Annotated in this window: 13 protein-coding genes; 9 read left to right on the top strand and 4 right to left on the bottom strand. The window is 75.2% G+C overall.

Going from position 1 to position 13,941, the window contains the following annotated elements:
* The first annotated feature begins 160 nt into the window (after positions 1-160).
* Positions 161-1,354: a glycoside hydrolase family 15 protein gene (locus tag ACLIYP_RS25155; RefSeq protein ID WP_412715397.1), complete on the top strand. Its 1,194-nt coding sequence runs from the start codon at positions 161-163 to the stop codon at positions 1,352-1,354.
* Positions 1,355-1,371: 17 nt separating this feature from the next.
* Here ACLIYP_RS25155 and ACLIYP_RS25150 read toward each other — a convergent pair whose 3' ends face one another.
* Positions 1,372-2,178 carry an SIR2 family NAD-dependent protein deacylase gene (locus ACLIYP_RS25150; protein ID WP_412715396.1) on the bottom strand — a complete coding sequence of 269 codons (807 nt, stop codon included), beginning with the start codon at positions 2,176-2,178 and terminating at the stop codon, positions 1,372-1,374.
* Between the two features lie 153 nt (positions 2,179-2,331).
* On the opposite strand from ACLIYP_RS25150, the gene ACLIYP_RS25145 reads away from it, so the two are divergent.
* The 3 genes from ACLIYP_RS25145 to ACLIYP_RS25135 all read left to right on the top strand — a co-directional run bounded on the left by ACLIYP_RS25145 (position 2,332) and on the right by ACLIYP_RS25135 (position 6,551).
* Complete coding sequence (locus ACLIYP_RS25145) at positions 2,332-4,137, top strand: gamma-glutamyltransferase family protein (RefSeq protein ID WP_412715395.1); 1,806 nt, start codon at positions 2,332-2,334, stop codon at positions 4,135-4,137.
* A gap of 143 nt (positions 4,138-4,280) precedes the next feature.
* Complete coding sequence (locus tag ACLIYP_RS25140; RefSeq protein WP_412715394.1) at positions 4,281-5,090, top strand: inositol monophosphatase family protein; 810 nt, start codon at positions 4,281-4,283, stop codon at positions 5,088-5,090.
* A 45-nt stretch (positions 5,091-5,135) separates the two neighbouring features.
* Positions 5,136-6,551, top strand: a complete 1,416-nt coding sequence (locus tag ACLIYP_RS25135) for a phytoene desaturase family protein (RefSeq protein ID WP_412715399.1) — start codon at positions 5,136-5,138, stop codon at positions 6,549-6,551.
* A 40-nt stretch (positions 6,552-6,591) separates the two neighbouring features.
* On the opposite strand, the gene ACLIYP_RS25130 is transcribed toward ACLIYP_RS25135, so the two are convergent.
* Both ACLIYP_RS25130 and ACLIYP_RS25125 read right to left on the bottom strand, forming a co-directional pair.
* The gene (locus ACLIYP_RS25130; protein WP_412715393.1) at positions 6,592-7,215 is read right to left on the bottom strand and encodes a Clp protease N-terminal domain-containing protein; all 624 of its coding nucleotides are present in this window, start codon (positions 7,213-7,215) and stop codon (positions 6,592-6,594) included.
* A 7-nt stretch (positions 7,216-7,222) separates the two neighbouring features.
* The gene (locus ACLIYP_RS25125) at positions 7,223-7,447 is read right to left on the bottom strand and encodes a hypothetical protein (RefSeq protein ID WP_237880708.1); all 225 of its coding nucleotides are present in this window, start codon (positions 7,445-7,447) and stop codon (positions 7,223-7,225) included.
* Positions 7,448-7,517: 70 nt separating this feature from the next.
* Between ACLIYP_RS25125 and ACLIYP_RS25120 the strand changes: the two genes are divergently transcribed.
* Positions 7,518-7,721 (top strand): type II toxin-antitoxin system VapB family antitoxin, encoded by a 204-nt coding sequence (locus tag ACLIYP_RS25120; RefSeq protein WP_093660055.1) that lies wholly within the window; start codon positions 7,518-7,520, stop codon positions 7,719-7,721.
* A 204-nt stretch (positions 7,722-7,925) separates the two neighbouring features.
* Here the strand turns inward: ACLIYP_RS25120 and ACLIYP_RS25115 are convergent, their stop codons facing one another.
* Entirely contained in the window at positions 7,926-9,641 is a 1,716-nt protein-coding gene (locus tag ACLIYP_RS25115) for a BCCT family transporter (RefSeq protein WP_412715392.1), read from the bottom strand.
* Between the two features lie 151 nt (positions 9,642-9,792).
* Between ACLIYP_RS25115 and ACLIYP_RS25110 the strand changes: the two genes are divergently transcribed.
* The 4 genes from ACLIYP_RS25110 (at position 9,793) to ACLIYP_RS25095 (ending at position 13,783) form a co-directional block, all read left to right on the top strand.
* On the top strand, positions 9,793-10,941 hold the full coding sequence (locus ACLIYP_RS25110) for a glycerate kinase (protein WP_412715391.1): 1,149 nt from the start codon (positions 9,793-9,795) through the stop codon (positions 10,939-10,941).
* Between the two features lie 285 nt (positions 10,942-11,226).
* Positions 11,227-12,063, top strand: a complete 837-nt coding sequence (locus ACLIYP_RS25105) for an ABC transporter ATP-binding protein (RefSeq protein WP_412715390.1) — start codon at positions 11,227-11,229, stop codon at positions 12,061-12,063.
* A gap of 68 nt (positions 12,064-12,131) precedes the next feature.
* Positions 12,132-12,896, top strand: a complete 765-nt coding sequence (locus ACLIYP_RS25100; RefSeq protein ID WP_412715398.1) for an ABC transporter ATP-binding protein — start codon at positions 12,132-12,134, stop codon at positions 12,894-12,896.
* Positions 12,893-13,783, top strand: coding sequence for a branched-chain amino acid ABC transporter permease (locus ACLIYP_RS25095; RefSeq protein WP_412715389.1), 891 nt, complete (start codon positions 12,893-12,895; stop codon positions 13,781-13,783). Before ACLIYP_RS25100 ends, ACLIYP_RS25095 begins: the two co-directional genes overlap by 4 nt.
* Positions 13,784-13,941: the final 158 nt, after the last annotated feature.

Genomic DNA, 13,941 nt, shown 5'->3' with positions numbered 1-13,941 from the left:
CCGCGGGCCGGTGACCGGCCCGGCCGCGCCCGCCGGCGGCCGGGACGCCCGGTGCGGCCGCACCGCCCCGACTCCACGGCCCCGCCTCCACCGCCGCACGGTCTAACAGCACTGTGTGCCACCCCCTCGGCCGGGGCACGCTGTGCCGGGAGGTTCGCACATGGACGCGGCGCAGACCGCAACCGTACGCCGCCCGTCCGGGGCGGGCGGCACCGCCGCCCTCGTCGCCGCGCCCACCACCTCCCTCCCCGAGTGGCCGGGCGGCGAACGCAACCGGGACTACCGCTACATGTGGCACCGGGACGCCGCCCTGGTGGTCCTGGTCCTGGTGCGGCTGGGCCACCGGGCGGAGGCCGGGGCCTGCCTGCGCGGCCTGCTGCGGCACTGCACCGCCTCGCGCGGCGTGCTCACGCCCGTGCCGGACATCGACGGCCGCACCGACAGCACCGAGCGGACGCTGGACCACCTGGAGGGCTACCGGGGCTCCCGCCCCGTACGCGTGGGCAACGCCGCGCACGAGCAGAGGCAGCTGGACGTGTACGGCCAGGTCCTGGACGCGGTGCTCGTCTTCCAGCAGGTCACCGCCGGCTCCGGCGACGGCTCCGGGGCCGGGGCCGGGCTCGACGAGGACGAGCGCGCCACCGTCTACGGGGTGGCGGACACCGCGTGCGGGCTGTGGCGGGAACCGGACCACGGCATCTGGGAGATCCGCGGCGAACCCCGGCACTGGACCACTTCCAAGCTCTACCTGTGGGTCTGCCTGGACCGCGGCATCCGCCTGGCCGAACCGACCGGTGACCCGGGGCAGCCGCTGGAGAAGTGGCGCGCGCAGCGGGACGAACTGCGCGAGAGCATCCTGACCCACGGCTACGACGACGGCGTGGGCGCCTTCGTGCAGTCCTACGGCTCCCGCAACCTCGACGCCTCCCTGCTGCGGATCCCGCTGCTCGGCTTCCTTCCCGGGCGCGACCCCCGGGTGCTGTCCACGCTCGACGCGATCGCGCAGGGGCTGGGGGAGGGCCCGCTGGTCCACCGCTACGACCCGCGGGCCACCGCGGACGGGATCGACGACCCCGAGGGCGGCTTCCTGCTGTGCTCCTTCGACATGGTCTCGGCGCTCGTCCTGGCCGGGGGCATGGACGAGGCCAGGGAGCGCTTCGAGTCGCTGTGCGCCCGGGCGGGGCGCTTCGGGCTGTCCGCCGAGGAGCAGGCCGCCGACGGCACCATGCTCGGCAACTACCCGCAGGCGTTCACCCACCTCGCGCTGATCGAGGCGGCGATGAACCTGGAGGACGCGGGCCGGGAGGATTCGCTGCACGCCTGGGCCACACGCGGCGCGAGCGGGCCGGGCTGAGACGCCGGCCGGGTCCTTCAGGGCATACGGCCCGCCGCCAGCTCCTCCAGCAGGGCCGGCAGCGCCCGTCCGATCGGCTCGCGCACCACCCGCTCGGCCAGCGGGTCGTACGGCGTGGGCTCGGCGTTGACGATCACCAGCCGCGCACCGTGCTCGGCGGCGATCCCGGCCAGCGAGGCGGCCGGCTGCACCTGCAGGCTGGTGCCGACCGCGACGAACACCTCGCACGCCCTGGCGATGGCCAGCGCCTCGCCCAGCACCTGCGGGTCCAGCGCCTCGCCGAACATCACGGTGGCCGACTTCAGGATGCCGCCGCACCGCAGGCACTCGGGGTCCGCGACCCCGGCCCGCACCCGCTCCAGTGCCCGCTCCATCTCCGAACGGGCACGGCACCCGGTGCACACCACGGCCCGCGCGGTCCCGTGCAGCTCCAGCACCTTGCGCTCGGGCATCCCGGCCATCTGGTGCAGCCCGTCCACGTTCTGGGTGATCACCCGCACCGGCACCCCGGAGCGCTCCAGCCGCACCACGGCCTCGTGCGCGGCGTTCGGCCTGGCCCGCAGCGCAGGGCCGTCCAGCCGCATCCGCCAGGAGCGGCGGCGGATCTCCGGGTCGCTGACGTAGTACTCGTAGGTGACGAGCTTCTCGGCCTCGGGGTCCTTGCGCCACACGCCGTTCGGGCCGCGGTAGTCGGGGATCCCGGAATCGGTGGAGATCCCCGCGCCGCTGAGGATGGCCACCAGCGGCCGCCCGCCCGGCCGGCCCCTCCCGTCCCCGCCCTTCCCGTCAAAGCGCTGTGCGCCCGGCCTGCCCTGCGTGCTCATGGTTCCGAGCCTACGCAGCCGCGCCCCGGACCTCGACCGCGTTTCCGCGTTCTCGCGTTTCCGTCCGGCCGCGGTGGTGGCACACTGCGCCCGGGCACGCCGCGCCCGCGGACCGCGCCCGCCCGCCGACCGCCTGCCCCGGGAGCCGAACCGATGACCTTCACCACCCGTCCGACCCTCCAGGGCACCTTCGGCATGGTCTCCAGCACCCACTGGCTGGCCTCCGCCTCCGCCATGGCGGTGCTGGAGGACGGCGGCAACGCCTTCGACGCGGCCGTCGCGGCGGGCTTCGTCCTCCAGGTCGTCGAGCCGCACCTCAACGGCCCCGCCGGGGAGGTGCCGGTCATCCTGGCGCCCGCCGGCGGCCCGGTGCGGGTGCTGTGCGGGCAGGGGCCCGCGCCGCGCGGCGCGACGGTGGAGCACTACACCTCGCTCGGCCTGGGACTGGTGCCCGGCACCGGCCCGCTGGCCGCCGCCGTCCCCGGCGCGTTCGACGCCTGGATGACGCTGCTGCGCGACCACGGGACCCGGGAGCCGGCGGACGTGCTGAAGTACGCCGTCGGCTACGCCGAGCACGGCCACCCGGCCGTACCGGGGATCGGGGCGACGGTGGAGCGGGTGCGCGAACTGTTCGAGACGGAGTGGACGACCTCCGCCGAGCTGTATCTGCCCGCCGGGCGCCCCCCGGCGCCCGGCGCACCGCTGCGCAACCCCGTCCTCGCCGCCACCTGGCGGCGGCTGCTGGCCGAGGCGGAGGCGGCCGGGAGCGGGCGCGAGGGGCGCATAGAGGCCGCGCGGCGGGTGTGGCGCGAGGGCTTCGTGGCCGAGGCGCTCGCCGACTTCGCCGCCCGCCCCGCCATGGACACCTCCGGCGAGCGCCACGCGGGCACCCTCACCGGCGACGACATGGCCTCCTGGTCCGCCTCCTACGAGGAGCCCGTCACCTACGACTGGAACGGCTGGACGGTCTGCAAGGCGGGCCCCTGGTCGCAGGGCCCGGTGCTGCTCCAGCAGCTCGCCCTCCTGGCGGACCTGCCCGGAAGCGGACCGGAGTACGGCACGGGGGAGTACATCCACACGCTGATAGAGGCGAGCAAGCTCGCCTTCGCCGACCGCGAGGCCTGGTACGGCGACGCGCAGGGGGCCGGCACCGTACCGGTCGAGGACCTGCTCTCCGACGCCTACACCGCGCGCCGCCGGGCCCTCATCGGCGAGAGCGCCTCCCACGAGCTGCGCCCCGGCAGCCCCGGCGGGCGCGCCCCCCGGCTCGGCGCCCACGCCGCCGAAGCCGCCTCGCGGGCCGGGGGCCGGGCGGCCGGCACCGGCGAGCCCACCGTGGCCCGCGACGGCGCGACGGCCGGCGACACCTGCCACCTGGACGTGGTGGACCGCTGGGGCAACATGGTCAGCGCCACGCCCAGCGGCGGCTGGCTCCAGTCCAACCCCGTCGTGCCCGCCCTCGGCTTCCCGCTCGGCACCCGGCTCCAGATGGCCTGGCTGGAGCCCGGGCTGCCCAACACCCTCACCCCCGGCCGCCGCCCGCGCACCACCCTCACCCCCTCGCTCGCGCTGCGCGGCGGGGAGCCGGTCCTCGCCTTCGGCACCCCCGGCGGGGACCAGCAGGACCAGTGGCAGACCCACTTCCTCCTCGCCGTCGCCCTGCGGGAGCCGGTGCGCGGCGGATACGACCTCCAGGGCGCGATCGACGCCCCGAACTGGCACCACGAGGGATTCCCCGGCTCGTTCTGGCCGCGCGCCATGCGGCCGGGCGCCGTCACGGTGGAGTCCCGCGTCGGGGAGGAGGCCGTCCGCGAGCTGAGGCGGCGCGGGCATCTGGTGACCGTCGGCGGCCCGTGGACGGAGGGGCGGCTGTGCGCGGTCGCCCGCGACCCGGAGACGGGCGTGCTGTCGGCGGCGGCCAATCCGCGCGGCATGCAGGGCTACGCCGTGGGCCGCTGACGGCCCCCGACGGCGGTTGCGGCGACGGCGGTGGCGGCGGTGGCGGCGGTGGCGGTTGCGGCGGACGGGCCCAGGGGGATCCGTTCACCCCGCGGCCACCCGCCGTCCGGCGGGAACCCCCGGTTGCGTGTTTCCATGGAGTGATGATCGACGACGAACTGCTGACAGGGGTCGAGGAGGCCGTGCGCAAGGCCGCGGCCGCCGAGATCATGCCGCGCTGGCGGCAGCTGGCCGCGCACGAGGTGACCGAGAAGAGCGGCCCGCACGATCTGGTGACCATCGCCGACCGGCGCGCCGAGGAGCACCTGACCGGGGCCCTGACCGCGCTGCTGCCCGGCTCGGTGGTCGTCGGCGAGGAGGCGGTGCACGACAACCCGGCGGTCTACCGCGCGCTGGGCGGCGAGGCGCCGGTGTGGATCGTGGACCCGGTGGACGGCACGCGCCAGTTCGTCCACGGCGACCCCGGCTTCTGCACCCTGGTGGCCCTCGCCCGCGGTGACGAGCTGCTGGCCTCCTGGACGTACGCGCCCGCCCGCGAGGAGCTGGCCGTCGCACTGCGCGGCGAGGGCGCGCGCCTCAACGGCGAGGAGATCCGCTCCGGCAGCCCCGCCCCGGACGCGCCCCTGGAGGTCGCCCACTCGCACCCGGACTTCACCACCGAGGCGCAGAAGCGCTCCCTGGAGGGCCTGCACGCCGAGGGGATCAGGCCCCGGCCGTGCGGCTCGGCGGGCCTGGAGTACCTGAACGTGGCACGCGGCGCGCTCGACGCGGTGGCCTTCACCTGGGAGAACGCCTGGGACCACGCCGCCGGGCTGCTGCTGGTGGCCGAGGCGGGCGGCGGCCACGCCACGCTGGAGGGCAAGCCGTTCCGCCTGGCGGGCGGCAACGCGCTGCCCTTCACGGCGGCCCGGGACGCCCTGACGGTGCGTCGTATCCTCTCCCTGCTGGCCTGAGCCGGTCAGACCTCAGCGCCGAGGGGAGAATCCGACGTGGCGTCGATGCGGGACGTGGTCGTGGTGGGAGCCGGTCCGAACGGGCTGACCGCCGCGGTGGAACTGGCCCGGCGGGGCTTCTCCGTCGAACTGTTCGAGGCGATGGAGTCGGTCGGGGGAGGGGCGCGCACCGAGGAGCTGACGCTGCCCGGCTTCCGGCACGACCCCTGCTCGGCCGTACACCCGCTGGGCGTCGGCTCGCCCGCCTTCTCCGCGATGCCGCTCACCGAGCGGTACGGACTGGAGTGGCTCCACCCCGAGCTGCCCCTGGCCCACCCCTTCCCCGACGGCACGGCCGGGGTGCTGGCCCGCTCGCCGGCCGAGACGGCCGCCTCCTTCGGGCCGCGCGACGCGGGGACGTACCGCCGGCTGGTGGCGCCGTTCCTGGGCCGCTGGACGACCCTGGTCGGCGACTTCTTCAAGGTTCCGTGGGACGGGCTGCCCCGCGACCCGGTCACCCTGGCCCGCTTCGGGCTGCTGGGCCTGCAACCGGTGGACTGGCTGGTGCGCCGCTTCCGCGACGACAGGGCCCGCGCGCTGATGTTCGGGCTGGCCGCCCACGCCATCGGCCCGACCACCTCGCCCGCCACCGGCGGCATCGCCCTGGTCTTCGCGCTGGCCGCGCACGAGGTCGGCTGGCCGATGCCGCGCGGCGGCTCGCAGTCCCTGTCCGACGCGCTCGCCGCCTACCTGCGCGACCTGGGCGGGCAGGTCCACACCGGGTTCGAGGTGCGGCGGCTGGACGAGCTGCCGCCCGCCCGCGCCTACGTCTTCGACACCTCGCCCACCGCGCTGGCCCGGATCGCCGGGCTGGGCGACGCCTACCGGCACTTCCGGTACGGGGCCGGAGTCTTCAAGATCGACTACGCTCTGGACGGCCCGGTCCCGTGGACCTCCGAGGCCGCCCGCCGCGCCGGGACCGTCCACATCGGCCCCTCCAGCGGCGAGATCGCCGCAGCGCTGCGCGCCGCATCCACCGAGGGCGTCCAGCCGGACCCGCCGTTCCTGATCACCGCCCAGCCCACCGTGGTGGACCCGGGCCGGGCGCCGGAGGGCAGGCACGTGTTCTGGGCGTACGGCCATGTGCCGCGCGGCTGGAGCGGGGACGCCACCGAGGCGGTCGAGCGGCAGATCGAGCGCTTCGCGCCCGGCTTCCGCGACCGGGTGCTGGCCCGCGCCACGGCGGGCCCGCCGGAGCTGGCCACCCGCAACGCCAACTACGTCGGCGGCGACATCGCCTGCGGCGCCTTCACCGGGCTGCAGACCCTGCTGCGCCCGGGGCTCGCCCGCGTCCCGTACGCCACCGCACACCCGGCCGTCTTCCTGTGCTCGTCGGCCACCTGGCCGGGCCCGGGCGTGCACGGCATGTCCGGCCACAACGCGGCCAAGGCGGTCTGGCGCCGCCTGCGGGCGCGCGCCTAGCGCGCCGCCCGCCGCCGATCCGGACCCCGCCGGCGGGGTCCTACGCCGCGCCGCGCAGGTCGGCGACGAGCCGGGCCCGTACGGCCTCCGGCTCCAGACCCAGCTGTGCGAACAGATCGCCGGTGAGCCGGTCGTCGGAGCGCAGCAGGGCCAGTACCAGGTGCTCGCAGCCGATGTGGCGGTCCTTCAGCGCGAGTGACTCGCGCAGCGACAGCTCCAGTGCCTTCCTGGCGCGCGGCGTGAACGGGATGTGGCCCCGGTCCCGGCGGCCGCGGTCCGCGCCGCGCCGCCGGAACGGCAGGATTCCCCGCACCTTCCGCCGCCCGCCCGTCGGCTCCGGGGACCGGTCCAGCGCGCCGGGCCCGAAGGCGTCCTCCGCCCGGCGCCGCACCTCCTCCAGGTCGATGCCCAGCGCCCGCAGCGCTTCCGCGTCCTCCTCGTCGACCCCGTCACCACCCCGTCCGGCCGCCCGGGCCGCGGCCGCTCGCGCCGACTCCGCTTCGGCGCCCATCCGCACCAGCGTCGCCGCGCCCGGTTCCTCCGGCCGCCGCAGCACGGCGATCAGCAGGTGCTCGGTGCCGATCCAGTCGTGCCCGAGCGCGCGGGCCTCCTCCTGTGCCCTGACCACCGTGTCGCGGGCCTGGCGGGTGAACCTCTCGAACATCTTCCGTCTACCTCCTCGAGTGCTTCTTGTGCACGGCCTGCCTGCTCACGCCGAGGGCTGTGCCGATCTCCTCCCAGGACCAGCCCTGCCTGCGCGCGCTGTCCACCTGCAGTGCCTCCAGGCGCTCCACCAGCCGCCGCAGCGCGGCCACCGCCCGCAACCCCACCCGGGGGTCGCGGTCCAGGGCGGCCCGCGCGGCGTCGACCGCCTCTCCTGCTTCCGATCCGGCCATGTCTGTCAACCTAAGATGACATGGAGGAGATGTCAATCACGGTTGACGGCGAAAGGGGTAAGGTTCCGCCATGGCGAAGACGGAGATCGCACTCGACACCGAACTGGTCGTCGAGGTCATGGTGCTGAGCGGGATCGGCAACCCCCGCGACGCGATCGAGGCGGTGGTGCGCGACTACGTCGCACGCGGCCACCGCACCGAGACGCGCACGGGCGAGGAGGCGGAGGTCCGGCTGCGGGAGATCGACACGACGCCCAGGATCCAGGAGGGCTGACGCCCGGGGCGGGCCGCCGCAGGGGGGTGGACCCCGCGCCCGGAACCGGTTGGTCCGGGCGCGGAGACCGCCCCCCGCACCGGTGCCGTGACCGGACAGGCCACGCGCGTGGAGGAGCCGCGCCCCCGGCCGGTACCGGCCGGGGGCGCGTACGCCGGGCCTGCTCCGGCGGGGCGGACCCCGCCGGAAGGGGCACGGGAGGTGTCAGGAGCCCTGCGGGTCCTCCCCGTCCCGCGACGACGCCCTGCCGCCCTCGGCCGCCCGCCGCAGCCGCGGATGGCGGCGGGCGCTGCGCTGCTCGCTGACGGCCTCGCCGACCATCGCCCGGATGGCCTCGCGCGCCCCGTGCAGCGGATGGTGGCGCGGCGGCCCGGCGCCCGGGTCCTCGCGCAGCTCCTTCACCAGCGACCAGCACAGCGCCAGCATCACCAGCACGAAGGGCAGCGCCACCAGGATCGTCCCGGCCTTCAGCCCGTCCAGGCCGCCCGCGACCAGCAGCACGGCGGCCACCGAGGCCATCAGCACGCCCCAGACGACGACCAGCCACTCGCGCGGGTGCAGCGCGCCGCGGGAGGTCAGCGATCCCATCACCAGGGAGGCGGAGTCGGCGCTGGTGACGAAGTAGGTCATCACCAGGATCATCGCGATCACCGAGGTGACCGTCCCCAGCGGCAGGGCCTCCAGCAGGCCGAACAGCGACGCCTCCACGCCCTCCTCCAGCCTTCCGGCCAGGTCGGCCTCGCCGGTGTCGTCCAGCCGCATGGCGCTGCCGCCCATCACGCAGAACCAGACGACCGTCGCGCCGCTGGGCACCAGCAGGACGCCGGTCAGGAACTCGCGGATGGTGCGGCCGCGGGAGATGCGGGCGATGAAGGTGCCCACGAACGGGGCCCATGACAGCCACCACGCCCAGTAGAAGATCGTCCAGGTGCCCAGCCAGTCCTTGTTGCCGAACGCGCCGGTCCGGCTGGAGAGCACCAGGAGGTCCTGGAGGTAGGCGCCGACTCCGGCCGGGATCGCGTCGAGGATGAACACGGTCGGGCCCAGCAGGAAGACGAAGCCCATCAGCGCGGCCGCGAGCACCACGTTCATGCTGCTGAGCCACTTGATGCCCCGGTGCAGCCCGGAGAACGCCGAGACCACGAACGCGGCCGACAGCACCAGGATGACCAGCAGTTCCAGTTCCCGGGTGTCGTCCCAGCCGACCGTCAGGTTCAGGCCCTTGGCCACCTGCAGGGCGCCCAGGCCCAGACTGGTGGCGGTGCCGAAGACCGTGGCGAAGACGGCCAGCAGGTCGATGACGCGGCCGGGCCAGCCGTTCGCGCGGCGCTCGCCCAGCAGCGGGACGAAGACCGAACTGATGCGGTTGCCGCGGCCCTTGCGGAAGGTGACGTAGGCCAGGGCGAGGCCGGCCACGCCGTAGATGGCCCAGGGGTGCAGCGTCCAGTGGAAGAAGGAGTACTCCAGCGCGACGCGCTCGGCGGCGCCGCTGCCGCCCTGGACGTCGCCGAAGGGCGGCGGGTCGACGTAGTACGTCAGCGGCTCGCCGACACCGTAGAACATCAGGCCGATGCCCATGCCGGCGCTGAACATCATCGCGATCCACGCCAGGTTGGAGAACTCCGGCTCGTCGGAGTCCCTCCCGAGCCTGATCCGGCCGAAGCGGCTGACCGCGATCACCACGCACAGGACCAGGAAGAGGTTGGCGGCCAGGGTGAACAGCCAGCCGAAGTTCCCCAGCACCCAGTTCAGCGCGGTCGTGGAGACGGAGGAGAAACCGTCCGTGCCGATGGCCGCCCAGGCCACCACGACCAGCACCACCGTCACCCCGATGGCGATCATCCCGGCGTCCGGGGGAGGGTCCTCACGGGCCGTCTCCGGGGAGGGGTCCCGGGGCGGTTTGCTCACATCGGTGCTCATATCACCCAACTATGAAATGGTTCATACGGTTCGTTGCATGGACGCGCCGTGCCGGCGAGGGGACGCCCGACGGTGCGCCGTGGTCCCGCATGCCCGCCGTCGGTAGGGTCTAGACGGCGCGACAGCCTGTTCGAGACACAAGAGAGACCGCGTGGAAACGACACACACCGAGACAGGCCGCGTGCTGATCGCCGCGGACAAGTTCAAGGGGTCGCTCACCGCCGCCCAGGTGGCCGAGCACACCGCGGCCGGGATCCGCCGGGCCCGCCCCGGCGCCGTGATCGAGGCCCTGCCCGTCGCCGACGGCGGCGACGGCACCGTCGACGCGGCGGTCGCCGCGGGGTTCGCGCTGCGCCGCACGGCGGTGACCGGGCCGCTGGGCAAGGCGGTCACGGCCTCCTACGCGCTGCGCGGGGACACCGCCGTGGTGGAGATGGCCCAGGCCTCCGGCCTCCAGAAGATGCCCGAGGGCGTCCTCGCCCCGCTGTCGGCCACCACCTACGGCACCGGCGAGGTGTTGCTCGCGGCGCTGGGGGCCGGAGCGCGCACCGTCGTCCTCGGGGTGGGCGGCTCCGCCACCACCGACGGCGGCGCGGGCATGCTCACCGCGCTCGGCGCCCGCTTCCTCGACGCCGGCGGCAGGCCCCTGCAGCCCGGCGGGGGACCGCTGCGCCACCTGGCGACGGCCGATCTGTCGGGGCTGGACCCGAGGCTGAAGGACGTCGAGATCATCCTGGCCGGCGACGTCGACAACCCGCTCACCGGGCCCCACGGAGCCGCGGCCGTCTACGGCCCCCAGAAGGGAGCGCGGGAAGCGGACGTGGAGGCCCTGGACACCGCGCTCGCCCACTACGCCCGCGTGCTGGAGACCGCCCTCGGCCCGCGCGCCGCACACCTGGCACAGCGTCCCGGCGCGGGCGCGGCCGGCGGTGTCGGTTACGCGGCCCTGGCCGCGCTGGAGGCCTCCTTCCGGCCCGGCATCGAGGTGCTGCTGGAGGTGCTGGGCTTCGCCGGCGCCCTGGAGCGCGCCGATCTGGTGATCACCGGCGAGGGCTCGCTGGACGCCCAGACCCTGCGCGGCAAGGCACCCGCCGGGGTGGCCGCCGCCGCCCGCCGGGCGGGCCGGCCCGTGGTCGCGGTGTGCGGGCGCCTGGCCATCGGCGAGGACGAGCTGCGGGCCGCCGGGATCGAGGCGGCGTACGCGCTGACCGACCTCGAACCGGACCCGGCCGTCTGCATGGCGCAGGCCGGGCCGCTGCTGGAGCGGGCGGCCGAGCGGCTGGCGGCCGACCGCCTGTGACCTGCCCCGAAGGCCCGGACCGCACCGCGCGGTCCGGGCCTTCGGCCTGTCCGGCGCGGCTCCCTTCCGCATTCCCTCCCGCGCCCTTCGGTGACACCGCGCCGTCCGCCCGGGAGCGGAGGCCGCGGATCCGCTGTGCCCGTGCACAGCCGGGCCCCCGCACCTCTGGTCACCGGCAGCGATTCGCCCACCGGCCGTGGACGGCCCTTCGCGGCCGGTGCTGGGGTGAGCGCCGTGATCCCGGTGGAGCCCACCGGGGGACAGGACGGAAGAAGAGGAGGGCCGATGACGGCCGCTTCGCTGGAGGTCCGGGGGGTGTCCGTGGGCTACGGCCCGGTACGGGCGCTGAACTCGGTCTCCGTTGATGTACCCGAGGGCGCGGTGGTCGCCGTCCTCGGCGGCAACGGCGCCGGCAAGACCACCCTGCTCCGCGCCGTCTCGCGCACCCTGCGATTCCACGGCGGGACGATCGGCTCCGGCACGGTCTCCTTCGCCGGACGGCGGCTGGACGGCCTCACCCCCGCCCAGGTGGTGGCCGCCGGAGTCGTGCAGGTGCCCGAGGGACGGCAGGTGTTCGCCCGGATGACCGTGGCCGACAACCTCCGCGCCGGTGCGCTCGGCGCGGCCGGCGGCCGCCGGGCGGCCGCCGAGGCGCAGGCGCGGGTCCACGAACTGTTCCCGGTGCTGGCGCAGCGGGCGCACCAGCGGGCCGGACTGCTCTCCGGCGGCGAGCAGCAGATGCTCGCCATGGGCCGCGCCCTGATGGCCCGTCCGAAACTGCTGCTCCTGGACGAGCCCTCCCTCGGCCTGGCCCCCCTGATGGCCGACCGGATCGCCGAGACAGTGCGGGAGATCAACGCCCAGGGCACCTCGGTGCTGCTGGTCGAGCAGAACGCGGCGATCGCGCTGCGGCTGGCCTCCTCCGCGGTCGTCCTGGAGGTCGGGGAAGTGGTCCTGGCGGGGGACGCGGACGAACTCGCCGCCTCCGACGAGGTGCGCCGCCGCTACCTGGGCATCACCGACGACCCCGGGCACCCCGGCGCCCCGGAGGGCGCCGGCGCCGAGGGCGTCGCCGAGGGAGCCCTGCACCCGGCCGCGCCCCTGCGCAGGTGGTCGGCGTGACGGCCCCCGGCACCCCGGCACCGGGACATGCACCGGCATCGGCACCGGCAGAAGGAGACGTCCCCGCGCTGCGGGTGAGAGACCTCACCGTGCGCTTCGCCGGGCTCACCGCGCTGGACGCCGTCTCCTTCACCGTCGAGCCGGGCAGCGTCCACGCGGTCATCGGCCCCAACGGCGCGGGGAAGTCGACCACCTTCAACGTCCTGTCCGGCGTCTACCGTGCCACGTCCGGCAGCGTCCGCTTCGGCGAGGAGGAGCTGACCGGGCTGGCGCCGCACGCGATCGCCTCCCTCGGTGTGGCCCGCACCTTCCAGAACATCGCGCTCTCCCCGTACACCACGGTCGCCGACAGCCTGATGCTCGGCCGCCACCGGCTGACCCGCACCGGCTACCTGGCCGCCGGCCTCCGCCTGCCGCGGGCCGCGCGCGAGGCGGCCCGGCACCGCGAACGGGTGCGGGAGATAGCCGAGTTCACCGGCCTGGAGCCCTATCTGGACCAGCCGGCCGGCTCACTGCCGTACGGGCTGCAGAAGCTCGTCGAACTCGGCCGCGCGCTGTGCATGGAACCCCGGCTGCTGCTCCTGGACGAGCCCGTGGCCGGCATGACCGCCGACGAGCGCCGCCGCACCGCGTCCCTGATCGCGGGCGTGCGCGAGGGGCTCGGCATCTCGATCGTCCTGGTGGAGCACGACATGGGAATGGTGATGCGGCTCGCCGACGCGGTGACCGTACTCGACTTCGGCCGCAGGATCGCCGACGGCACACCCGACGAGGTCCAGCGCGACCCCGCGGTCGTCCGCGCCTATCTGGGACAGGAGGCGGCGAGCGCATGACGACCTTCGTCGAACTGCTGCTGAGCGGGCTGTCCATCGGCTCGGTCTACGCGCTGATCGCCCTCGGCTTCGTGATCATCTTCAAGGCGACCGAGGTGGTGAACTTCGCCCACGCCTCCCTGCTGCTGGCCGGCGGCTACCTGACCGCCGTCCTCCGGGAGGACATCGGGTTCTGGGCGGCCCTGCTGGTGGGCGTCGCGGGCGCGGCGGCGGTGGGCGCGCTGGTGGAGTTCCTGGTGATCCGCCGCTACCGCGGACACGACCACAGCGTGCTGGCCATCGTCACCATCGGCGTCGACATCGTGCTGGTCACCGAGCTGACCCGGCAGATCGGCGCCCGCGTCCTGCCCATGGGCGACCCGTGGGGCGATCAGGTGCTCACCCTCGGGGCGGTCAGCATCCCGCAGACCCGGGTGGCCGCCTTCGTCACCGCCGCCCTCATCATCGGCGCCTTCCTACTGGCCTTCCGCTTCACCTCCTGGGGCGTGGCGATGCGGGCGGTGGCCGAACACCCCGAGACCGCGGCGCTGATGGGCATCCGGCTGGGACGGGTGTCCTCCTCGGCCTGGGCGGTGGCGGGCGGACTGGCCACGGTCGCCGCCCTGTTCCTGACCGTCTTCCCCACCCCCGGCCTGGAGCGCGGCACCTCCCTGGTGGCGCTCAAGGCCTTCCCCGCCGCGATCCTGGGCGGACTGGACTCCACCACCGGAGCCCTGGCCGGCGGGCTGATCATCGGAGTCACCCAGTCCTTGGCCGCCGGCTACCAGAGCGACCTGACCTTCCTGGGCCGGGGCATCGGCGACCTCGCCCCCTATCTGGTGATGCTCCTGGTCCTGCTGGTGCGCCCGGCGGGCCTGTTCGGAACGAGGGAGCTGTCCCGTGTCTGAGCCCGCCGAGACCTCCGTCTCCGCCGCCCCCGCCCCCGCCGGGCCCGCGGCCTCCGCGGCCCCCTCGGCCGGCGCCGCCGGCGGGCGCGGCTGGACGGCTACGGCGTAGGCTTCGAGACCATCGCGGCGGCCGGCGCCCCCGCTTGCGTCCTGCACTG

This window comes from Streptomyces nanhaiensis (assembly GCF_046614825.1).
Lineage (GTDB): Bacteria > Actinomycetota > Actinomycetes > Streptomycetales > Streptomycetaceae > Streptomyces > Streptomyces radiopugnans.
Note: the sequence above shows the minus strand (reverse complement) of the source record. Positions and strands in the feature narration are given on the sequence as shown.

Coding starts and splice junctions, on each gene's coding strand:
- ACLIYP_RS25155 (WP_412715397.1), top strand. CDS start 161: ATGGACGCGGCGCAGACCGCAACCGTACGCCGCCCGTCCGGGGCGGGC.
- ACLIYP_RS25150 (WP_412715396.1), bottom strand. CDS start 2,178: ATGAGCACGCAGGGCAGGCCGGGCGCACAGCGCTTTGACGGGAAGGGC.
- ACLIYP_RS25145 (WP_412715395.1), top strand. CDS start 2,332: ATGACCTTCACCACCCGTCCGACCCTCCAGGGCACCTTCGGCATGGTC.
- ACLIYP_RS25140 (WP_412715394.1), top strand. CDS start 4,281: ATGATCGACGACGAACTGCTGACAGGGGTCGAGGAGGCCGTGCGCAAG.
- ACLIYP_RS25135 (WP_412715399.1), top strand. CDS start 5,136: ATGCGGGACGTGGTCGTGGTGGGAGCCGGTCCGAACGGGCTGACCGCC.
- ACLIYP_RS25130 (WP_412715393.1), bottom strand. CDS start 7,215: ATGTTCGAGAGGTTCACCCGCCAGGCCCGCGACACGGTGGTCAGGGCA.
- ACLIYP_RS25125 (WP_237880708.1), bottom strand. CDS start 7,447: ATGGCCGGATCGGAAGCAGGAGAGGCGGTCGACGCCGCGCGGGCCGCC.
- ACLIYP_RS25120 (WP_093660055.1), top strand. CDS start 7,518: ATGGCGAAGACGGAGATCGCACTCGACACCGAACTGGTCGTCGAGGTC.
- ACLIYP_RS25115 (WP_412715392.1), bottom strand. CDS start 9,641: ATGAGCACCGATGTGAGCAAACCGCCCCGGGACCCCTCCCCGGAGACG.
- ACLIYP_RS25105 (WP_412715390.1), top strand. CDS start 11,227: ATGACGGCCGCTTCGCTGGAGGTCCGGGGGGTGTCCGTGGGCTACGGC.
- ACLIYP_RS25095 (WP_412715389.1), top strand. CDS start 12,893: ATGACGACCTTCGTCGAACTGCTGCTGAGCGGGCTGTCCATCGGCTCG.